The sequence below is a fragment of the Winogradskyella maritima genome (assembly GCF_042650215.1).
GTDB classification, from domain to species: Bacteria; Bacteroidota; Bacteroidia; order Flavobacteriales; family Flavobacteriaceae; genus Winogradskyella; species Winogradskyella maritima.
The window spans coordinates 1667604-1690553 of the sequence record NZ_JBHSAT010000004.1 but is presented as its reverse complement, the minus strand read 5'-3'; the positions used below and the strand labels follow the sequence as shown (position 1 = coordinate 1690553).

Genomic DNA, 22950 nt, shown 5'->3' with positions numbered 1-22950 from the left:
AAATGAAGTTGAAAGCCCATCTGTCCTGCGTACATCTTCCCCAAGGGAAGAAGAGGTGAATGTGAAATTTTGTCTTTGAAATTTATTAAGTGAATACTGACTGCTAACTGCCGACTGCCAACTGCCAACTAAACGACTTAACAACAAACACTAAACACCAAACAACAGACAACTAGTTCGCCACCTCACTCATAAACTTAATACGATACAAACGGAGTTCTTCCTCTTCGTAATCGCCATCAAATTCATCAACCGCTTCGGAGATTTTATCGGTTTCGGATTCCATAAAGTAATCATGGATTTCTTCCTGTTGGTCTTCATCCAGAATTTCGTCAATCCAATAATCAATATTAAGTTTTGTGCCTGAAAAGACAATAGCTTCCATTTCTTTGACCAATTCTGGCATTTCCTTGCCTTTTGAAGATGCAATATCGGTCAATGGTAATTTTCGGTCTACATTCTGAATAATGTATAGCTTAATAGCCGAATTGCTTCCTGTCGATTTTACAACCATATCATCCGGACGGACAATATCATTATCCTCGACGTACTCCTGAATTAAAGCAATAAAGTCTTTTCCGTATTTTTTTGCTTTGCTCTCACCAACACCGTGTACGTTGGATAATTCGTCGAGATTTATAGGATATTTCAACGCCATATCTTCGAGTGAAGGGTCTTGAAAAATCACGAATGGCGGTACACCTAAAGCCTTAGCATTTCGCTTTCTAAGGTCCTTTAGCATGGTCATCAGTTTTTCATCGGCAACCCCACCACCGCCTTTAGCGTTTGTTACAATGGAGTCATCACCGCCTTCATTAAAGACATGGTCTTCGGTCATCCTGAAGGATGATGGGCTTTTCAGAAAATCATGTCCAGCGTCAGTGAGACGAAGAACGCCATAGGTTTCAATATCTTTTTTGAGCAATTTGGCGACCAGTACTTGTCTAATCAGCGCCATCCAATGCCTAGCGTCCTTGGCCTTACCTACACCAAAAAAGGTCTGTTGGTCGGTTTTATGAGATGAAATCAATGCATTGGATTTCCCAATAATGACTTGCACCAAATCTTTTGATTTATACTTTTCATTAGTTTTATCTACTACATCTAAAATAATGCTGACATCCTCCTGTGCTTCTTTTTGAGGTTTTGGGTTTCGGACATTGTCGTCCATATCACCGCCCTCGCCCGTCTCATTATCAAATTCTTCCCCGAAGTAATGCAATATAAATTTTCGTCGGGATACCGATGTCTCGGCAAAAGCAACCACTTCCTGTAAAAGTGCATGACCGATTTCTTGCTCGGCCACAGGTTTGCCAGACATAAACTTTTCGAGCTTTTCAATGTCTTTGTAGGCATAATACGCCAAACAATGGCCTTCACCTCCATCGCGTCCAGCCCGTCCGGTTTCTTGGTAGTAACTCTCGATGCTCTTGGGAATATCATGATGAATCACAAAGCGCACATCGGGTTTATCAATTCCCATTCCAAAGGCTATGGTCGCTACAACCACATCACAGTCTTCCATCAAAAACATATCTTGATGTTTTACCCGTGTTTTGGCGTCCAACCCTGCATGGTAAGGCACCGCGTTGACACCGTTAACCTGAAGCACCTGTGCCAATTCTTCAACCCGTTTTCGGCTTAAACAATAAATGATGCCCGATTTTCCTTCATTCTGTTTCACGAATCGTATGATATCCGCATCAACATTCTTGGTTTTCGGACGGACTTCGTAATATAAATTAGGACGATTAAAAGACGCTTTAAAGGTCACGGCATCCGTCATTCCAAGGCTTTTCAGGATATCTTCCTGCACTTTCGGCGTCGCTGTAGCCGTTAATCCTACAATTGGGATATCATCACCAATACGTTTTATGATATGTCTAAGGTTTCGGTATTCTGGTCTAAAATCATGACCCCATTCACTGATGCAATGCGCTTCATCCACCGCCATAAAAGAAATGGTAACGGTTCTTAGGAATTCAACATAATCCTCTTTGGTCAAGGATTCTGGCGCTACATAAAGCAATTTTGTGATACCGTTTGTAATATCTTCCTTAACACGTTTAACTTCAGATTTATTCAAGGAAGAATTTAAAACGTGTGCTACGCCTTCGTGCTCAGAGACACCACGGATAGCATCGACCTGATTTTTCATCAAAGCAATTAAAGGTGACACCACGATTGCCGTCCCTTCTTTTATCAAAGCTGGCAGTTGGTAGCACAACGATTTTCCACCGCCAGTAGGCATAATAACAAAGGTGTTATTACCCGCAACGACATTTTTGATGACCTCTTCCTGAAGGCCTTTAAACTGTGAAAAGCCGAAGTATTTTTTTAATTCGGCGTGTAAATCAATTTCATGATTTGTCATTAATCCCTATTGCTATTTTATCTATACATTTGCAATTAGTTTAAAGATAAGAATTTCTGTAAACTAAGAAAATTTAGCAAACAAGAAGTTTTGAACAGCACCTCCTCCATTTTAGCGCTTGCCAAAAGCACCATACAACTACAAAGTGAATCCGTTGGTAAATTAGCCGAATTTTTGACGGATGATTTTTCGGAAACAGTTAACCTAATATTGAATTCAAAAGGACGGGTTATTATTACAGGAATCGGAAAAAGTGCCATTATTGCAAGCAAAATTGTAGCAACGTTGAATTCTACCGGAACACCAGCCATATTTATGCACGCCGCCGATGCCATTCACGGCGACCTGGGTCTGATTCTGGAAGATGATGTGGTCATTTGTATTTCGAAAAGTGGTAACACGCCTGAAATTAAAGTCTTGGTGCCACTCATTAAGAATGCGAAGAATAAAATGATTGCCATTACGGGAAATACAGATTCCTTTTTGGGGCAACAAGCCGATTACGTCTTGAATACTTTTGTAACACAGGAAGCCTGTCCTAATAATTTAGCACCAACCACTAGTACTACAGCACAACTGGTGATGGGCGATGCGCTTGCCGTCTGCCTTTTGGAACTACGGGGATTTTCAAGCAAGGATTTCGCCAAATACCATCCCGGTGGTGCTTTGGGCAAAAAATTATACTTACGCGTGAATGACCTTTCGGGCCCTAACCAAAAGCCTCAAGTTACTCCTGATGCAACCTTAAAAGAAGTGATTGTTGAGATTTCTGAAAAGATGTTGGGCGTTACTGCCGTAACCGAAGACAATACCATTGTTGGTATTATCACAGATGGCGATTTAAGACGTATGCTTAGCAAAAGTGATGATATTTCAGGATTAAAAGCCAAGGATATCATGAGTACTAATCCCAGACGTATTGAAGAAGATGCCATGGCCATTGATGCAAAAGAACTTATGGAAGAGTTCGGTATCTCACAGCTTTTAGTGGAAAGTGAAGGTAAATATGCAGGTGTGGTTCATCTTCACGATTTAATAAGAGAAGGCATCATCTAATGGCAAAGAAAAATGTAAATGAGATGTCGTTTTTAGACCATCTCGAAGACCTCAGATGGCATTTAATCCGGGCGACCATCGGTGTACTTATTGGTGCGGTGATTGCATTTGTTTTGGTTGAATTTCTTTTTGAAACCATCATTTTTGGCCCTACTGAAATGGATTTCCCTACCTATAGAGGTTTGTGTAAGATGGCGCAATTGTTCAATTTTGACAGCACCTTTTGCAATCAGGAATTTCCGTTTACCATACAGAACCGAACCGTAGCCGGACAATTCTCAGCACACATTTGGACCGCCATTTATGCAGGCTTCGTCATCGCCTTTCCTTATGTCATTTACCAACTTTGGAAGTTTATCAGCCCTGGTATGAAAAACAACGAACGGAAAAATTCTAGAGGATTTCTTTTGGCTTCATCGTTTTTATTTTTCTGTGGGGTGTTATTCGGATATTATATTGTGACACCGTTATCTTTAAATTTTTTGGCCAACTACAGCGTGAGTGATAAAATTATCAATGAATTTGACCTCAGCTCCGTCATTGCTATTGTGCGTTCATCTGCCTTGGCTTCGGGCATTGTATTTCAATTGCCTATTGTTATATTTTTCTTAACCAAGATTGGTGTGGTGACGCCTCAAATCTTAAGGAAATATCGAAAATTTGCCTTGGTGCTCGTTTTAATACTCGCCGCTATTATTACACCTCCGGACTTAACAAGTCAGGTTATTGTGGCGATTCCAATTTTAATATTATACCAAGTCAGTATTTATATTTCGGCAGTGGTAGTGAAACGGCAAAAAAGAGCAAAGGGAACGCGAGTTAGTGTTTAGTGACGAGTGTAAAGTCAAAGTGCTAATAAAGGCGTAAAGCAATACTAAAAATAACGATAAACAACTCACTCTTTTAAGCCTCAACGAAGCAGGAAACAAATCAACGAATAAACGATTCAACAAATAAACATTTAACCCATGTCAAACATCGTAGAAGAATTTAATGCCTACCGTTCTAAGATGAACGAGAAAATATTGGCGGATAACAATAAAATCATCAAGCGAATTTTCAACCTAGACACCAATGCTTTTGCAGAAGGCGCATTAGATAAACGGACAAAAGAGCTTCTAGGTTTAGTAGCTTCCACTGTTTTGCGCTGTGATGATTGCGTGCGTTACCATCTGGAAGAGTCACACAAAGTGGGACTCACCAAAGACGAAGTTGCGGAAGCTTTGGGTATAGCGACTTTAGTTGGTGGCACCATAGTGATTCCACATTTAAGACGTGCTTACGAATACTGGGAGGCTTTGGAAGAAATAACTTAAATCTACCAAGAGCAAAACACTTTAATTAATATTGTTAGACACCCCTAAAGTCCCCTCAAGGGGACACTAATTCTATTTATGTCTGTAGGATTGTCCCCTTGAGGGGACTTTAGGGGTGTTTTAAGAAATATATTTAAATTTGAATAAGAAAGAAGAGACCTTCAACTAAGTTAAATTTCACTTAAGTACAATTCAAAATTCCTGAAATACGCTACTTTTGAAGCGATACTAAAACTAATTATGAAGTTACGTGCCGAAAATTTAATGAAATCTTACAGCGGAAGAAAAGTCGTCAAAGACGTTTCGTTGGAAGTCAATCAAGGTGAAATCGTAGGATTGCTAGGCCCTAACGGGGCAGGAAAAACCACGTCGTTTTACATGATTGTGGGTATCATTAAACCCAACGGCGGTAATATTTATTTGGAAGGCACCAACATTACCAAATACCCAATGTACAAGCGTGCGCAAAACGGTATTGGCTACTTAGCCCAAGAAGCTTCTGTATTTCGAAAATTAAGTATTGAGGATAATATTTTGAGTGTATTGCAAATGACCAAGCTGTCTAAAAAGCAACAGCACGACAAAATGGAATCCCTAATTGAAGAGTTTGGTTTGGGCCATATCCGTAAGAATCGAGGCGATTTACTCTCTGGAGGTGAGCGTCGACGGACTGAAATTGCACGAGCACTAGCCACTGACCCTAACTTTATATTATTGGATGAACCTTTTGCAGGCGTTGACCCAGTTGCTGTAGAAGATATTCAGCGCATCATTGCAAGACTTACCGAAAAAAATATCGGTATTCTTATCACCGACCATAACGTACAGGAAACTTTGGCCATTACCGACAGAACCTATTTAATGTTTGAAGGTGGTATTCTCAAAGCCGGAATCCCTGAAGAATTAGCAGAAGACGAAATGGTACGTAAAGTCTATCTCGGCCAGAATTTTGAGCTTCGAAAGAAAAAGATTCGAGTCTAAACTCTAACAAATTCCAAAACAATATAACCTAAAACGGTTTTTCAAGCCAAGAGCACTCAAAGCAGTCTTTTATGCTGTCAGGCACAACATTATAAAAATATAATTCATGGTATTTAGCCTTTTCAACACTGTATTTTACAAAATAAGTTTTACCAAAATAGCGTTTTGCTAGTTCATTGGTCACTTTCGTTCCAAAGTCATCTGTGATATCGTAACGCCCAAGAATTTTTTCTCCGTTAACAAAAAAGTAAAACTTGAAATAAGGTGAAGCTTTTGAGCCCCATTGAAAATCTGTTATTTCACCTATTGTATATTCAACGTCTCCATTTAAATGATGAATCCGGTCTTGATGCCCAAAGTACATATACCCTCCAGCCAAAATCAGGATTATTATGAGCACTAATTTCATAGGATTCGACTTTAAAATCTCATAATAATTGATGGTTTCTTTCATTAAATTAAAACATTTGGAATTTAGAGGATGTGATTTGGAGCTTTTCGGACTTCAAACAAAACACTGTGACTGCGAAGTGTTACTGAAAATTGCGATTTCGCCCCGAATGTCTGGTTGAGCGCAGTCGAAACCTACTTACCACGGTTAATCTCAAAAAAACTTACGACTGGCCACTACCAACTTTGCACTAAGCACTTAAAACAGTGACTACAAACTGCAACAGAAAACTGGGACTGACTACTGCGATTAAAACAGACTGCCTACTGCCTACTGCCTACTAAAATACTGCCAACTAAATCACTGCCTACTTATCAGAATCAGTACTCTTCGCAATTTCCTCACGAATCAGCTTCTTCTGATAACGCCCTTGTACGATATCCACAATCACCAACACCACAATCACAAAATAGAAGGTTGTCTTACTCATAGGAACAATCTCATTCCCAAAGATTTTAAGGTGCGCCAAATGACCGCCTTCCGTAACAAGCATGATGCCTACGATAAATAAAATAAATAAGCCTAAAACTTCATACATTCTATTTTTAGCTAAGAAAACGGAAATTCTATCTGCCATTAAAAGCATCAATAAACCACTCGCAACTATAGCAATCGCCATAACGATAAACGCTGTGGTTGAATTTTCAATATCACTGGTTAATCCAATCGCCGCTAAAATAGAATCAAAAGAGAACACCAAATTCATTATCACGATACTTGTAACGACGGCATTTGCAGACTTATTTCTCGAGGTATCCACCATAGCAGAATCATGAAGGTCCTTTACTGAAATCATATGCCAAATTTCCTTTATAGCCGTATAAATAATGAAAGCACCACCTGCTAAAACAATCAAACTATGGCCGTTAAAAGCAAATTTTAGAACATCTTCAATCTCACCCGTTAAAAACGAAAAAGGCTCCTGAAAATAATCAATGACCGATACTAAAACAAATAACAATACAATTCGTAAGGCAATGGCAATCAATATTCCAACCTTCCTAACGCGCTTTTGCTCACTGATTGGCGCTTTTTTAGATTCAAGTGAAATATAAAGTAGGTTATCAAAACCTAAAACAGCCTGTAGCATTACAAGCATTAATAATGTAAAAATAACTTCAGCCATGTTAATTTAGTGTATCGATTTTTGATTAAAAAGAGATAAGAGGATGTATAAAAAAATAATAAGTGGAATAGCAACGAGCTTCAAAATAAATAATAAGACTAGAACGGTGATTAAAAAGCCGTAGCGCATCATATTGTCCTTTAAACTCCAGTTTTTGAATTTAAGGGCAAATAGTTTCACATTGGCATTCAATAAATAACAACTAATTAGAGTGAGTATGATTAAAAACCAAGGATTCAATAAGAGTTGGACGACCCAGAGTTCCTGTTCATAATTCAAGATTAAGGGCAATGACAAAATCATAATGGCATTTGCTGGTGTGGGTAAGCCTTTAAAATAAGTCTGTTGGTCTTCGTCTAGGTTAAATTTGGCCAATCGATAAGCCGAAGCCAAGGTGATAAACAACCCGATTAATGGAATAAAATTTAAGGAGCCTTCTGCGATGTGCTTGCCGTCCATATCCCAGGTTAAGGCATGACTAAAAAAACCGTCCGTTCCATAAGACATAGCAATCAATTTATACATAACGATACCCGGCACCAAACCACTAGTCACCATATCGGCCAAGGAATCCAGTTGAATGCCTAGCGGACTTTGGACATTCAATTTTCGAGCTAATAAGCCATCAAAGAAATCGAAAAATATACCGAGGAATACAAACAAGGCCGCCATGTCGAAAACGCCATTGACAGCGAATAATACGGCAATACAACCCGACATTAAATTGAGAAGGGTAACAAAATTGGGAATGTGTCGCTTTAGATTCATTCGGTTGGTTTTTTGTAAAAATAAAAAAGTATTTGGCAATGCTTGTGCTACAAAACAATAAGTACTGATTTAGACAGTTAAATAGAAAGAAAATAATATGCATCTTTGTAAAAAATTGTGCCCTTTGAAAAAGGCTTTACTCTTTGTTTTTACGCTATCTGTCTTAGTAGCTCAAGGACAAGCAGCCCGTAAATATTCTAATGAATTTATGAATATTGGCGTGGATGCGGCGGCCCTAGGCATGAGCAATGCCGTGACGTCCCATACCTCAGATGTTACCGCCGGCTATTGGAATCCCGCCGGCTTAGTAAAATTGGAAGACAATGAACTGGCACTGATGCACTCCAGTTATTTTGCCAACATTGCCAATTACAATTATATCGGTTATGCTATGCCATTGGATGATAGAAGCGCTATTGGTCTATCATTGATTCGGTTTGGCGTCGATGATATCTTAGATACCACGCAGCTGATTGATGAGCAAGGTAACATTAATTACGACCGTATTAACCTGTTCTCCACAGCAGATTACGGGGTGACTTTTTCCTACGCTAGACGTTTACCTATTGAAGGTTTGAATTATGGTATCAACGCCAAAATCATTCGTCGTGTTATTGGTGACTTTGCATCAGCATGGGGCTTTGGATTAGATGCCGGTATTCAGTTTGAAGGTAATAACGACTGGAAATTCGGGTTTATGGCTCGGGATATCACTACCACCTACAACGCTTGGAATATTGATGAAGAAAAGTTCAGTCAAATCAGTGGCGCGGTAGAAGGTCAGAATCAGGAGTTACCTGAAAAGACTGAGATTACGCTTCCAAAACTTGAAATTGGTGCCTCAAAATCTTGGGTCTTTCACTATGACTATACACTTTTAGCGGCCGTAAATTTGAATGTTCGCTTTGCTGAAACTAATGATATCATCTCCTCCTCTTTCGCCAGCGTAGCACCAGCCTTGGGCTTCGAGTTTGGTTATACGGATTTAGTGTTTCTGCGTGCCGGATTGGGAAACTTTCAGAATGAATTACAGATTGATAATTCTGAAAACCTCACCTTTCAACCTAATTTTGGTGTAGGATTCAAGTATAAAGGCATTCAAATTGATTATGCTTACACAGATATTGGCGACCAGAGTGCGGCACTCTACTCAAATGTGTTTTCGCTAAAGCTGGATTTTAGTTTGTTTAGATAGTTCGAAGTATAAGCACTTCGACTTACGTTGTAAAGTGCTCTCGTTCAAAAAATATTTTGGCCTCGACCAATCCTCAGTTTGACATTTGAATGGGTTTATACATGCATAATAATTCAAAACTTTATCTTTAAGCGTTCAAACGAATCTATGAAACGACTTGTCCTTGCGCTTACCTCAGGATTATTATTAGCACTCAGCTGGCCGACTTACGGCTTTTCATTACTACTATTTTTTTCATTCATCCCCTTACTGAAAGTGGAATATGACATTCGACTTAGTGATGAAAAGCGAAAAGGTCTAAAAGTCTTTGGTCTCTCTTATCTCAGTTTTTTTATTTGGAATCTCATCACCACCAATTGGTTATGGTTTGCCGACCCATTTGGTGCCAGTTTCGCCATTTTAGTGAATAGTCTGTTGATGGCAACGGTCTTTAGAATCTACCATGGTGTAGCTATACGCGCATCCCAATTACAGTCGCTCCTATTTTTAATGGCCTTATGGCTATCCTTTGAAAAATTACATCTGGGTTGGGAATTCTCATGGCCATGGTTGAATTTGGGGAATGCCTTCTCTGAAAATATCCGTTGGATTCAATGGTATGAATATACCGGAACTTTTGGTGGTTCACTTTGGGTCTGGACAGCTAACATCATCGGGTTTTATGCACTACTAAAGTATAGACAGCAAAAGAATTTAAAAGCCATTCGCAAACATGGTATTGCGCTTATACTTTGGTTCTTGATTCCTATTGGAATCTCATATATCATTTTTTACACCTACGAAAGCGGTACAGACACGGTTGAAGTGATTGTAACGCAACCTAACATCGACCCCTACAGCGAAAAATACGACTTACCGAATACGCGAATTGCACAGTTATTGATTGATTTATCTGAACCGGAAATCACTGCAGATACCGATTTTTTACTAGCCCCGGAAACCGTCTTTGCCCAAGGGGTTCGACTTCCCGAATTTGAACGCTCTCTTTTTAAGATGCAATTACACCAACTAATAAATGAGCATCCCAACCTCAATATTCTGACAGGTGTTTCCTTTATTGATATTTTTACAGATTCTAGTCGTGTGCGCAAAGAAACTAATAAGCATCCTAATGGCTTTTGGTATGATGATTATAATTCTGCAGTACTTATCAATGCGGACAACAACACCAAAATGTACCACAAATCCAAATTGGTGGTTGGCGTTGAGAATTTCCCTTATCAAGGGGTTTTAAAGCCCTTGATTGGTGATGCTATGATTGACCTCGGCGGTACCGTTGCCATGAAAACCACACAGGATGAACGTTCGGTATTTTTAGGGATAGACACTACCCAAAAAGCGGCTCCGATTATTTGCTACGAATCCGTCTATGGCGAATTTGTCACTGGTTACGTTCGCAATGGCGCCAATTTTTTAGCAATTATTACCAATGATGCCTGGTGGAATGAGACCCAAGGTCACAAGCAACACCTAAGTTATGCTCGTTTACGCGCTATAGAAACGCGGCGTTCCATTGCAAGAAGTGCAAATACAGGCATTTCAGGATTTATTAACGAACGGGGAGAAATCACAAAACAATTAGGCTATGATAAACAAGGGGCTATAAAGGCTAATATCACATTAAATGATAAAATGACATTTTATACAATAGCCGGTGATTACATCGGCAGGATTGGGATGTTTGTAGCGTTATTTGTGTTTTTGATTAGCTATTTTAGGAAAGCTAGGGTTTAGTTCACAGTCGCACTTTTCTGTTTCAATGATTCAAGACAACAGCCAAACCATAAACGACTAAACGACTAAACGACTAAACGACTAAACAAAAAAACAACTGCCAACTGCCAACTGCCGACTAAAAACTACTGTCCCCGATAATACAACACCGTACTCAACGTCTTTAACATAATATTGAGGTCTAAGAATAAACTCCGATGTTTAATGTAGTACAAATCATATTGTAATTTGGTCATACTGTCCTCGACGGACGAGCCATATCTAGAATTGACTTGTGCCCAACCTGTTAAGCCTGGTTTAACGATATGTCGTGTTTCATAAAATGGGATGGATTGTGCCAGCTCAGCGACGAAGAATGGGCGCTCTGGTCGTGGACCAATCATGCTCATTTCACCTTTTAAGACATTGTAAAACTGTGGGATTTCATCCAAACGGGAACGACGGAGAAACTTTCCGAATGGGGTCACTCGAGCATCATTTTTCTGTGCCCATTGTGCAGTACCTTGTTCCGCATCCCTTATCATGGTGCGTAACTTATAAATCGTAAAAAGAGTACTGTTGCGTCCTATACGTTCCTGATGGTAGAATAAAGGCCCTCGATTTCCGATAAGGTTTCCGAGTAAAACAAGAGGCAATATGATTAATCCGAAAAGCAATCCTACACAGGATATCAAAATATCAAACGTCCGATGGAAAAACCGATAGAGCTGGTTTTCATTATTCCGACTAAATGGGAAGTATTTATAAAAATCCTTTCCGACGTACTGAATCGGCACCTTATTGGTGACTTCTTCATACACCTGGGTAAATTCCCTAATCTTGAAACCCTGTTCTAACAATACCATGAGTTCATGGTATAAGTCTGGCGTAATTAATTCAGAATTCGTGGAGGCGATTAAGATTTCGGACAATTTTTCTTCCCTAACAATTTGGTGCAAATCCTGTACTTTATATTCTTTCATTCCCTTATAACTGATAGAATCTGTCCTAGCGGTTTCAGAATTTATAAACCCGATGAACTGATAATTAGGGTCGGCATCGTTCATGGTCTTTACAATAGGCCCAATTTGGCTCATCTCACCTACCAAGAGAACTTTTTTAAAGAAGCGTGGCGATTCAATAAACGTATTATACCCTAAGCGCCAAGTAAAGACGGATAGCACCAAAATAAGGTAGAAATAAATGATTTGCATCCGTTGCTCTGGTAAAAATGGCGTTAAAAAGGGCGTCAACAAATAGAATAGGACGACGGTAGACATGCAGATGACGATGTTCCTAAAACTGACATCCAGGCGACTAGACTTTTGAAGGTCATACATCTCAAACACGGTTCCAAAAATGGTTATATAAACGGCTAATACTATTAAGGGTACAGTATTAGTCACATTAAAATTGAGGTAGTCAAAGTCGGTGTATTCTGAGATTAAGTATATCCCCAAGAACACCATAACCAAGTCCATAAGGCGCAATAGGACCTTGCGTTCTGAGATTTCGAAATGGATGCTAGATTCTGATGCCATTGATTCCTATGGTTGCATAAATATACATGGCTTTTTTTATCTTGAAAAGCTTAATCGTTCAAAACCATATGCCAACGCTCTTTAACGTTCTGCCAATCAAAATGCTCGGCGTGACTACGCGCATTAAATCGCAGCGCCTTCCTTAATTTAGCATCCTCATAAATACGAATGATGGCTTGACACATAGCATTGGTATCACCTGTTTTCACTAAGAGGCCGTCCTTTCCGTCCTCAATGAGATAGGGCATGCCACCTGGATTGGTGGATACAATAGGAAACCCCAAAGCCATGGCTTCTACCACACTTACGGGCATATTATCGTAATCGGTAGTGTTGATAAAGATATTATAGTCCTGCGAAAGTGCTATCCATTCTGGCTTGGTTAATTTACCCGTAATGCGAGGCTGCAGACCTTTGGAACTGGCCAAGGCCTTTACCTTTGCCATAGAACTATCACTATCTGGTCCTACCATACAGAGTTCAACCGTATACCCTGCAGTTTTCAGTTTTTGTAAAACTTCTATGGCCATTTCAGGATTATAAATCTTAGAAAAAGAGCGTACCCAAAGCAACCGAATGCTATCAAAGGTCTTTTTGGTTATGGGGTATTGGTCTATAGCGATACTATTTGGAATATAAAGCACCTCTTCAAAACCTTGTGTCTTAAAGGCCTGTTGCAGATATCTGGAAGGGCTGACGTTGTATTGGGCCCTGCCAAACAAAGCTTTAGAATGCTTAGGATTTTGTTCTAGTCTGTACGGTAAATTACCGCCATTCAAGGAACAGATGTATGGTAAGCCCAAGCATCTACACAGCTGTGCGACGGCCACAGCATAGTAAAAGTTTTGGGTACTATAGGTGTCTATAATTACCTTATCTGCCCATTTAGAATAGCGCAAGGTCGCCCACAGCATGTGTACCAAGCGTAAGGGTTTCCGTGCAAAATGTGAAGCATATCTTAGCTGATAGCCTTCATCTTCAAGGGTTCTGCCTAAATTTTGAATAGAGGACAGGTTAGTCTTAGCCGTGCTTAAGTTGTTTCCGACGTAGAGCAGGTTTTTCATAGACAATATTTAATAAGGCTAAAGCGTATAGTAATGAAGGCGCTGCAATGCGCATCCCAGAATGATTGATGGTGGCAAACCAAAAGGCTAAAAAGGAAAAGAAGAAAATGTTTTTTCTGTTGGAACTGCGAAACCCCAACGGTTTAAAGAGTAAAATCATAAGGCACATAATTCCAAATAAACCATGCTCGGACAATAAACGGCCGATTTCATTATGTGAGGGTAACTGTTCACCACTCGCCTCCACCCGCCTATCCTTCACTCTACTCGCCCCAATACCTATAAATGGTGCCTCCAAAAAGCCATCAATCTCTTCACGAAACAATTGTGTCCTACCTGTACTTAAATCCTTTTTTTCGACACCTTGGGCATTCTGATTGGCATAGCGTTTATCCAACAAACCACGGGTTTGGGATGAACTGATATTCCATGTAAACAATAGCGCCACTCCCAAAAGGCTCAAAGACCCTATAAGCGGTCCTACTTTTCTTAATTTTAAACGAGGTACTAAGGCAAATAAGAATGCCGCTACCACCAATACGGCGGCCACGACCCCACCGCGACTAAAGGTCACAAAGGCTCTAAAGGTCATAGCTCCCAATAAAGCCAAGTTCAATAGTTTAAAAAATAAATTTGGCGATTTTAGTAACAGCCGAACCACCACACAAAACATCCCCAAGCCTAAAATGGTCGAGACTTGGTTTGGTCCAAAGCCCCCAGACAAAGCCGCATTAGATGCTGTTCCTGTCAATTTATCTTTTATTGATGGCGTGTATAAAAACAAATAGGTCGTTGTACTGATTATTGGTAGAAGAATGTATAAGATAATCTCATGGATTTGTTGATAGGTTATCTTTCTGTTATAGCAAAACAAAGCTGCCAAACCCAAACACACCGGACCACTTAATACGAAGGCGATGTTTGTCCGAAATCGTGCGTCAAAACTCAAGGTGACTGAAGCGACTAGAATGGATGGCACCAAAAGAATGAGATAAATAAAATAGGCATAACCTTTCCCAGATATGCCCTTGTAAAACATGCCCATTAAAACAAAGAGTATCACCAAATACTTTGAAGCTTCATAGGCCAAGCCGCCTTTGGTCATCCGAAAAAGAATTTCAGCACCCGCAAAATAGGCACAGCCCAGCAAGACATTTTGGGTGACTTTTGATGGTGGTGATAAGACAATTTTGATTAAGAAATAGCCCATAATCACTAAAAAAAATACTTTAGCGAAAGGCTTAAAGGCAAATAATAAGGCGCCCAGCCCAATGTGCAAGAACACCTGTCTTAGATAAGGATCGGCATTTTGGATACGTTGTTTAATGGGCATAGATGAAGGCGCAATTCATTAGGGCTAATGTAACAAAATAATTTTTTGGAGTTAGTGTTGTTGTATAAAGCAACTTTAGCTAAAAACTTTATCTTCTCTAAGCTAAATAATGACAACAGCAGAGCTTTATTTGTCATTCCTGCGAAGGCAGGAATCTATATCGGTTATTTATCGTTTATTCTTTACTTAATACTAATAAGGACTTCGACTGTTCTTTTACTAAAGCTTCAGGTAATGCGCGAGGGCTCTCCCATAGTTTCATTATTGACATTGGAATATATATTTAACGTAGTTTGACGACTTCGACATGCTCAGCCTGACATGGGATTCCAAATTTGTGTTTTGATTTAATGACTTCGGCTATTTTTATCCTAAAGTTTCAAAACATGCGAGGGCTCTTGCGATGTTTCGGGACTGACATTAGGGTGGTATTTTTAGCCCATGGATAATTTTAGCCCAGACCCTTCCGTCTACAGCCGCTCTGACGGCTGCATCCACCTTCCCTAATTTAGGGAAGGAATCCTTGTGACTAGTACTCTGTAGTTTTTGGTCTAGTATAAGTTCAGTATTTTAAATAAATAAAGACAAAATATCATATTAGGTACAAATCAAAAAGCTCCCCGCTTCAGATGAAGAGGGGTGGATTCGACCTTGGGAGAAGACGGGGAGTTTGACACCGCCACCAAATCCCAAATTCTTAATATCTATAAGTCAAAACCCAACGACTTGTCACATTGAGCTTGTCGAAATGCATTCCAACTTCCAAACACGAATCGTAACTCAAAAATCCTAAAACCGAAATCCCTACATCCCCCTAATGTCAGGTTAAGCGCAGTCGAAACCTCCTCAATATCCTTAATCTTAGTAAAACACCTTTCGACTGCGCTCAAGGTGACAATCTCAGTTTTAATATGACGAAATCGACTTATAACAAAAACCACCGACTGCACATTGTCAACTGACAACTGCAAAGCCCTACATTACCTTTATGTCAGGTTGAGCGCAGTCGAAACCTCCATAATATCCTTAATCTTAGTAAAACACCTTTCGACTGCGCTCAAGGTGACGATCTCAGTTTTAATATGACAAAATAGACTTGTAACAGAAATCACCGACTGCAAATTGTCAACTGACAATTGCAAATACCTACATTCCCCTAATGTCAGGTTGAGCGCAGTCGAAACCTCCTTAATATCCTTAATCTTAGTAAAACACCTTTCGACTGCGCTCAAGGTGACGATCTCAGTTTTAATATGACGCAATAGACTTGTAACAAATAGACTTATAATAAAAACCAAGGACTGCAAATTTTCAACTCACAACTGCAAAGCCCTACATTACCTTTATGTCAGGTTGAGCGCAGTCGAAACCTCCTTAATATCCTTAATCTTAGTAAAACACCTTTCGACTGCGCTCAAGGTGACGATCTCAGTTTTAATATGACGCAATAGACTTGTAACAAATAGACTTATAATAAAAACCACGGACTGCAAATTGTCAACTCACAACTGCAAAGCCCTGCATTCCCCTAATGTCAGGTTGAGCGCAGTCGAAACCTCCTGAATATCCTTAATCTTATAAAACACCTTTCGACTGCGCTCAAGGTGACAATCTCAGTTTTAATATGACGAAATAGGCTCGTAAAAAAAACACCGACTGCACATTGTCAACTGACAACTGCAAATCCCTACATTACCTTTATGTCAGGTTGAGCGCAGTCGAAACCTCCTTAATATCCTTAATCTTAGTAAAAACCTTTCGACTGCGCTCAAGGTGACAATCTCAGCTTTAATATGACAAAATAGACTTGTAACAACAACCACCGACTGCACATTGTCAACTGACAACCGCAAATCCCTACACTCCCCTAATGTCAGGTTGAGCGCAGTCGAAACCTCCTCAATATCCTTAATCTTAGTAAAAAACCTTTCGACTGCGCTCAAGGTGACAATCTCAGTTTTAATATGACGAAATAGACTCGTAAAAAAACCACCGACTGCACATAGTCAACTGACAACTGCAAATCCCAAAATCCTAAATCGAAAATCCCTACATTCCCTTTACAAGCTCCTGTATCTTCTCCCTATAATGGATAAACGTAAAGCGTGATACAAAAGAGGAGGCGCCATCCACAACCGACCTATACTCGCTATCAGTACTAGACAGGATGCGGTGTAAGCGTTCAGCTAAGGCATCCATGTCATTTGGTGAAATCAGATATCCTGATTCTCCCTCTTTAATATATTGTGATATGGAAGACAAATTGGTCACTATTGGTACACAGCCAAAATTGGCCGCCTCTGCCAAGACCTTAGGGAAGCCTTCAGAGGCCAAGGTGGGCATGATAAAATAGTGTGAGGCTTTATAGAGTTCAAAAACCTCGTGCCTTGGAAGATAGCCGTGGTATCTGATGTCTATTGGAATACCTTGCGCCAAGGTTTCAAACTTGTGGCGTTCTGGGCCATCCCCTACCAAGTGTACTTTGGCGATGCGCGCTTGTGTTTCTGGAGGCAAGGTTTCTAGTGCTTTCAATAGACGCCCAACCCCTTTTTGGGATTCCAGGCGCCCGACATAGCATAACACCAGCTGATCGGTTTTCGCTTTGGTCGCTCTGCACTGCTGTCCTGTTTTCAGCTCTTCCTGTGTTAGGCAGGGATTTTCAAACGTCAGACAGTGGGTTTGCTGCGTGGGCCAACACCCATTTATGGTGACTGGACGCGACTGTCGTTTTAAAAACCAGCGCTGCAGACGATAGCCCAAAGGCGGTTTGGTTTGATTCCAATTCCCCGCATATTTGTACCAGCCTTTTTTACTTGAGAAGTGCGTTAAATAAGGTAAAAGGTAGACCCCAATGCCGGTGGGCAATCGTAACTGATATGCGTCGGCTTGTTTCAGGACTTTATTAATTATACTTATAGTTTTAAATGCATGGCTAAGTACCCTAATTTTAGCGCCAAAGCCCGAGCCACCCACGGCTGGAATAGCCTTGAATTGGATATTGGACGGCGTATAAGGCAAGGCACTAGGTGGTGCGGGCATATCCCGCAACATGGCAAGATGTACAATGCTTTCAAAGTCCTGTGCCAAATGATTAATTTCCGTGACCGTTGGTCCCCAACCCACTAGCTCACCATTGGGTAATTTGTAATGCTCGGTATGGGATATAATGACTAGTCGCATTCGGTCAATAATTTGTTATAGGCCTCAACAATGTTAGACCATTGGTGCTTTGCCGCCCATAATTTGGCGCCTTCTGCAAAGGTTTCGGATTGCTCTGACAGCTGATCTATGGCCTCTATAACTTCCGTCTGATCATTGGCATTGACTAAAAGTCCAGAGCGACCATGGTCGATAGCGTCTTCTATTCCAGTGTCTTTAGCGCCTAAACTTGGTACGCCAAAATGATTGGCTTCGAGAAGGGCAATACCAAAACCCTCCACATCGCCAGATGCTGTATTTTGGCTTAACATCACCGCAATGTCTGCCTCGCGGTAGGCCTGTTGCACTTCCGTATGTGTTCCGATGCCATGAAACGTTACATGGTTATCTACGCCCAAGGTCAGTGCTAAATCATTCAGGCGCTTTTTATCACTATCTATACCGACGCAATGGTAATGAATTGTAGGGTATTTTTGTTTTAGTGACGGTAGACATTGAATCATCTGTGCCTGGCCTTTTCGCTCAGAGAGTCGCCCAACGGTCAATAAAATGGGTGAACCTATTAGAGATTTAGCTCCTTGAGGTGCACCCTGCCATTCTTCCGGATTATAGCCGTTTGGAATCACCCTAATTTGCTGTAAATTTAAGTGCTCGACTAAGTCCGCTGTAAACTTGGAGACTGCTACAACTTTGTGCATTTGCTTGAGCGACCAGTCTATACTTCGACGCAATGGCCAAGAGTTGTAATTGACTTCTGTACCGTGAATTATGGCGATAACCGATTTGGACTGAAAGCGAGACAAATAGCCGCCCAACCATAAGGAGAATTTGCCTGTAACTATGATTTTATCAGCGGTCTTCACCAATGCTTTGGCCTTGACAAACCGAGCTACATACATTTGCCATCGCGGCCTGGACAAAGGCACTCGCTCCACTCTAAAAGAACAGGTGGCATCGAACTGCGCTTCAGCCGCCTTAGTATCGCGTTGATCGGTCAAGACTGTAACCTTATAATGTTGTGCACTTAGGGCTTTTGCCAAATGGTAGGCATGCTTTCCAATCCCTCCTGGTAGGGGTGGAAATTCTGAACTAATTATAAGCACCTTTTGACCTTCCATCTATAACTGCTCTATTTTAGGTCCAGTGGCTAGCATTTTAGATGCCATGCGCCATGACCTCATAACTTGGAAGAGTACAAGGGGCCAAATAAAAAGCAAAAGTACTAGCCCTAAGCCTGTCGCTTTGGCGCTTCCCTTAAAACGATAGGGCATAATGGCCAAGGGCACCGTCTTTACAATAGCCAACAGAGATCTTTTGGTGCCATAATAACGTCTAAAGTAATAGAGAACACTTGGAATGGGGCGTGGTTGCCAAAGATACTTTGTTCTAAAAGCATCCCAGCTTCCCATCGCCCTCAGCCCGCCCTGCCCTACCTTTAGGTGCAGACGCTTTGCTTTTGGGTTGGACACATTTTTAAGGCCCGCCACAAAAGCCCGACAGCCAAATTCGCCATCGCCCATACGCATTTTTTCAAACTGCCTATCGAACAAACCAATCTGTTTAAACACGCTACGTTTTATCATGGCATTCCCTGTATCGAGCTGTTCTGAAATTTTAAAGTAGGCATAATGTGCTGGTACTTTATCCCCAACTTTTGAGATGGACACCCCGGAAGATATATCGGCTTTAAAATAATCCAAAGTCTTTAGATGCTCGCTTACCCAGTCCGTGTCGACACGGCTATCGTCATCAAAAAAGAGTAAATACTCGCCTTTGGCTTTTCGTATGGCTGTATTTCTTGCCCGCCATAAGGCTTTTTCTTTTTGATAGGTAAGATTTATATTTAGTTTATAATCCTTATAAAATTCTTGATCAAAAGCGTCCGATTGATCCACAATCAAAACCTCTATGTTTTGGTATTCTTGCTGTTCAAGGTCTGTTAAAACATCCTTAAGGTATGGGTATCTGTTTAGGGTTGGAATGATAACGGAGACTAAGGGCTGTTGGTTTATGAGGTCTGACTTGAAGGCCCTATACGCCTTATGGGACTCCCCGTTTCCAATAACTGGCTTTTTTTTAGTATGCCGTGTCTGATAAACCGCACGCAACTCCTTCAATGGATTTTTTAGGGCTAGGAGTCGAAGTAGCAAGACGTACCCCACCCAAAGCCTGTTAACCTGAGTTCTAAGAAATGTATATTCTTCTAATAGTGTGAGTTCTTTAACCGCAGTCAATGTTGTCGCTTCAGAAATTAGCCCTGTTTTAATGGCTTGAAATGCTAGGCTATACTGTTGACCTAATGGTTGTGGTTGGTTTGACACCTCTTTAGATGGTATTAGTCCGTTGATTTTTAAGGTTTGTTCTGTCGGAAATATACTCGTGCCGTCCTTTCGGTACAATTCAAAGTAGTGTATGGGTTGTATGTAAGAATAGAGTTTGAACAGCACTTAGCGTAAGCTATAATCGGTTTTTGTCTGACCCCTGCAAAATAGACAATATAAGCGCTTTGTAAAACGGTTACCCTATTTTTTTTCCGAGAGCAGGTTGATAGGGCTTTGGGTGGAGTTGGATAGGGAGGAGATAGGGTTTAGGTATTTAATATGTTAAGCGATAATAAAAAACCACTTTAATTAAGAAAAAAGCGTTTTAACTTGATTTTGCTCAAACCCTTCCGTCTTCATCTCGCTTTGTGCGACCTAAAGCAAGACTTGTACTTCCGCTGTAGCTTTGGCGACATGTGGACCTTGCTAAGGGAAGGAATTTTTAAAATACATTATTATTCTTCAAAACCATACACTTAAGATTAATGGCTGGGCGTATTCTATTTCTTTGCCCCGTTTTTTTTATGCTGTCTTGCTTATAATTTATGGTCTATTGGACATGCAATGATATTTTCTGGTAAGGCTTGGTGCTCTTGTACAATTGCCATATCCAAATCATATAGCCGATAGTTGAGCGTTTTTAAATAATCGTAAATGCCTTGCATACCATTGGTTTCCACGATTAATATGGGTCTTAATTCTGTAATGGTCTGTTCTGCCCCCTTTAGAATGTCTAACTCAATGCCGTCTACGTCTATTTTTATGAGATGGCATTCGTCTATAGGATTATGCTTCACAAAATCATCAATAGTTGTCATGTCTATTGTAATACTATTATGGCTTTCAATCATTTTAGCATCTTGCATCATATTTGAAGTCGCGTTCTCTACGTATATGTCGACAGTCGCATTTTGATTACCAACAGCCTTATTTACAACTTTTAGTCGCTCTGATAAGCCATTGGCTTTAATCGACTTTTTTAGGCATTGAAACACTTCGAGGTTGGGTTCAAAAGCATAAACCATTCCATCGTTCGCACAGATAGACTGTGCCCAAACAAGGGACAAATACCCAAAATTGGCGCCAACATCCAAAATTGTAAAATGTGATGCATCCTTATATTCTTTTTTCAGTAATGCAATAGATTGATTTAAGATTTTATTCTCAATCCCTGTTTGTTGCGCACGTGCTACATCTTTTATTGAAGCCACATACTCAAACTCCATGGTATAGGCGTCATAGTTTTTTTTCAACTTTGCAGAGGCAACCCGAAAAGACCCCTTAGGTTTTAAAATATAACGACGTAAACCAGTAAAAAGCTTCTGTTTTACTAAGCGATGCCTTATCGATTTAGGGATTTTCCCATAGATATATACCCATAGCTTATTCATAAAATTCCAGAAATTGTTTGGACTGCTGTTGTAAATTAAAATGCTGTTTTACACGTTCCTTAGCCTTACGTCTGATTTCTTCATGATCTTCCCAATGCTCAACACAACTTTTTAAGGTTTTAGCCAGCAATTCAGGCTTGTTTTTAGTGATGACCCAACCCGTCTCACCATCTATCACATTTTCAGGTAGCGCCCCACCGTTTGACACTACAACGGTACAGTCCATCGCTTGTGCTTCCAACACCGCATTGCAAAAGCCCTCTGATTGGCTATACTGAATGTAAATATCCGTTTGGTTCAAAATATCAATAATCTCTTTTTGCTTTGCTTGCCCCAGCAATGTCACTTGATTTTTTAGATTTAATTGATGTACGGCAAATGCCAATTCTTCGTACTGTGGCCCTGTACCTATTATGGTATAGTGGAATGGAATATCGGATTTTTTAAACCGCGCCAAGGCCTCTAGGGTTTGGGTGAGCCCTTTAATCCAGTGTAAGCGCGCTATTGTGGTAATTTGAAGTTTATTTTTTTGCTTACTATTATTATCTGGCTGAAATTTAGAGCCTTCTATAGCTGGAGTAATGCATTGTACTGGTGTTTCCTTTTGCATACCCAAACTTAGGGCTTTTGTTTCCATATAATTTGAAATAACATGCACCTTGTCTACCCGCTTCCAAAGTAAGTTATAGCACTTGGGATGCTTTAAAGGGTAGACATCCATATCATAGCCTCTGCAACTCACCGCCATTTTAGCGCCAATGGCTTGTGCCACATTTTCACTCTGTAAAGCTATGGTGGCGAAACCAAAATGTAGCCAATCGACATCTGCCTTTAACAAATGGGCGTTGGTATAGACATTTTTTAAGCGTTGCTTAAAACTGCGCACTGTTGCCTTTTCTAGAGACAAAAAATGATTTACCTTTCTTATATGCGGTATCAAAGCTATCGCATGTCGTATCATTGAACCTATTTGAATCAATGGGTTTTTATAGACTTTTGGTGCTGTTTTTACCTCATTTACTTTAAAGTCTCTCGTGCTGGTCTGCACAAATAGTTTTACTGTATGTCCTGCCTTTTGCAAGCCCAGAACCTTAGAGTTAAAAAAGGTCTCGGAATATGAGGGTGGTTGCGATAAAACTAATCCTATTTTCATGTTTTGTT

Annotated in this window: 18 protein-coding genes; 6 read left to right on the top strand and 12 right to left on the bottom strand. The window is 40.3% G+C overall.

Annotated features, from left to right (window positions below):
- Positions 1 to 172: 172 nt before the first annotated feature.
- On the bottom strand, positions 173 to 2374 hold the full coding sequence (gene recQ, locus ACFOSX_RS08770; protein ID WP_386099389.1) for a DNA helicase RecQ: 2202 nt from the start codon (positions 2372 to 2374) through the stop codon (positions 173 to 175).
- Positions 2375 to 2464: 90 nt separating this feature from the next.
- Between recQ and ACFOSX_RS08765 the strand changes: the two genes are divergently transcribed.
- From ACFOSX_RS08765 to lptB, 4 genes are all read left to right on the top strand, one after another.
- On the top strand, positions 2465 to 3430 hold the full coding sequence (locus ACFOSX_RS08765) for a KpsF/GutQ family sugar-phosphate isomerase (RefSeq protein WP_386099386.1): 966 nt from the start codon (positions 2465 to 2467) through the stop codon (positions 3428 to 3430).
- The gene (gene tatC / locus ACFOSX_RS08760) at positions 3430 to 4260 is read left to right on the top strand and encodes a twin-arginine translocase subunit TatC (protein ID WP_386099383.1); all 831 of its coding nucleotides are present in this window, start codon (positions 3430 to 3432) and stop codon (positions 4258 to 4260) included. The genes ACFOSX_RS08765 and tatC overlap by 1 nt, the downstream gene beginning before the upstream one ends.
- A gap of 138 nt (positions 4261 to 4398) precedes the next feature.
- Positions 4399 to 4746 carry a carboxymuconolactone decarboxylase family protein gene (locus tag ACFOSX_RS08755; protein ID WP_386099380.1) on the top strand — a complete coding sequence of 116 codons (348 nt, stop codon included), beginning with the start codon at positions 4399 to 4401 and terminating at the stop codon, positions 4744 to 4746.
- A 240-nt stretch (positions 4747 to 4986) separates the two neighbouring features.
- Positions 4987 to 5727, top strand: a complete 741-nt coding sequence (gene lptB / locus ACFOSX_RS08750; protein ID WP_386099377.1) for an LPS export ABC transporter ATP-binding protein — start codon at positions 4987 to 4989, stop codon at positions 5725 to 5727.
- A 28-nt stretch (positions 5728 to 5755) separates the two neighbouring features.
- Here the strand turns inward: lptB and ACFOSX_RS08745 are convergent, their stop codons facing one another.
- From ACFOSX_RS08745 to ACFOSX_RS08735, 3 genes are all read right to left on the bottom strand, one after another.
- Complete coding sequence (locus ACFOSX_RS08745; RefSeq protein ID WP_386099374.1) at positions 5756 to 6181, bottom strand: hypothetical protein; 426 nt, start codon at positions 6179 to 6181, stop codon at positions 5756 to 5758.
- Between the two features lie 304 nt (positions 6182 to 6485).
- Positions 6486 to 7304 carry a TerC family protein gene (locus ACFOSX_RS08740; RefSeq protein WP_386099372.1) on the bottom strand — a complete coding sequence of 273 codons (819 nt, stop codon included), beginning with the start codon at positions 7302 to 7304 and terminating at the stop codon, positions 6486 to 6488.
- Between the two features lie 6 nt (positions 7305 to 7310).
- Positions 7311 to 8072 (bottom strand): CDP-alcohol phosphatidyltransferase family protein, encoded by a 762-nt coding sequence (locus ACFOSX_RS08735; RefSeq protein ID WP_386099369.1) that lies wholly within the window; start codon positions 8070 to 8072, stop codon positions 7311 to 7313.
- Positions 8073 to 8196: 124 nt separating this feature from the next.
- Here ACFOSX_RS08735 and ACFOSX_RS08730 point away from each other — a divergent pair, with 124 nt between their 5' ends.
- Entirely contained in the window at positions 8197 to 9267 is a 1071-nt protein-coding gene (locus ACFOSX_RS08730; protein ID WP_386099366.1) for a putative type IX sorting system protein PorV2, read from the top strand.
- A gap of 147 nt (positions 9268 to 9414) precedes the next feature.
- Entirely contained in the window at positions 9415 to 11001 is a 1587-nt protein-coding gene (lnt, locus tag ACFOSX_RS08725; protein ID WP_386099363.1) for an apolipoprotein N-acyltransferase, read from the top strand.
- A 125-nt stretch (positions 11002 to 11126) separates the two neighbouring features.
- Here lnt and ACFOSX_RS08720 read toward each other — a convergent pair whose 3' ends face one another.
- The 8 genes from ACFOSX_RS08720 to ACFOSX_RS08685 form a co-directional block, all read right to left on the bottom strand.
- Positions 11127 to 12521: a sugar transferase gene (locus ACFOSX_RS08720; protein WP_386099360.1), complete on the bottom strand. Its 1395-nt coding sequence runs from the start codon at positions 12519 to 12521 to the stop codon at positions 11127 to 11129.
- Between the two features lie 50 nt (positions 12522 to 12571).
- On the bottom strand, positions 12572 to 13585 hold the full coding sequence (locus ACFOSX_RS08715; protein ID WP_386099357.1) for a glycosyltransferase family 4 protein: 1014 nt from the start codon (positions 13583 to 13585) through the stop codon (positions 12572 to 12574).
- Positions 13542 to 14918 carry an O-antigen ligase family protein gene (locus tag ACFOSX_RS08710; protein WP_386099354.1) on the bottom strand — a complete coding sequence of 459 codons (1377 nt, stop codon included), beginning with the start codon at positions 14916 to 14918 and terminating at the stop codon, positions 13542 to 13544. Before ACFOSX_RS08710 ends, ACFOSX_RS08715 begins: the two co-directional genes overlap by 44 nt.
- Before the next feature lie 2049 nt (positions 14919 to 16967).
- Complete coding sequence (locus tag ACFOSX_RS08705; RefSeq protein ID WP_386099351.1) at positions 16968 to 18098, bottom strand: glycosyltransferase; 1131 nt, start codon at positions 18096 to 18098, stop codon at positions 16968 to 16970.
- Entirely contained in the window at positions 18089 to 19195 is a 1107-nt protein-coding gene (locus ACFOSX_RS08700; RefSeq protein WP_386099348.1) for a glycosyltransferase family 4 protein, read from the bottom strand. The genes ACFOSX_RS08705 and ACFOSX_RS08700 overlap by 10 nt, the downstream gene beginning before the upstream one ends.
- Positions 19196 to 20524 carry a glycosyltransferase family 2 protein gene (locus tag ACFOSX_RS08695; RefSeq protein ID WP_386099345.1) on the bottom strand — a complete coding sequence of 443 codons (1329 nt, stop codon included), beginning with the start codon at positions 20522 to 20524 and terminating at the stop codon, positions 19196 to 19198.
- 410 nt (positions 20525 to 20934) lie between these two features.
- Positions 20935 to 21789, bottom strand: a complete 855-nt coding sequence (locus ACFOSX_RS08690) for an FkbM family methyltransferase (protein WP_386099342.1) — start codon at positions 21787 to 21789, stop codon at positions 20935 to 20937.
- Entirely contained in the window at positions 21782 to 22942 is a 1161-nt protein-coding gene (locus ACFOSX_RS08685; RefSeq protein WP_386099339.1) for a glycosyltransferase family 4 protein, read from the bottom strand. Before ACFOSX_RS08685 ends, ACFOSX_RS08690 begins: the two co-directional genes overlap by 8 nt.
- Positions 22943 to 22950 lie beyond the last annotated feature (8 nt).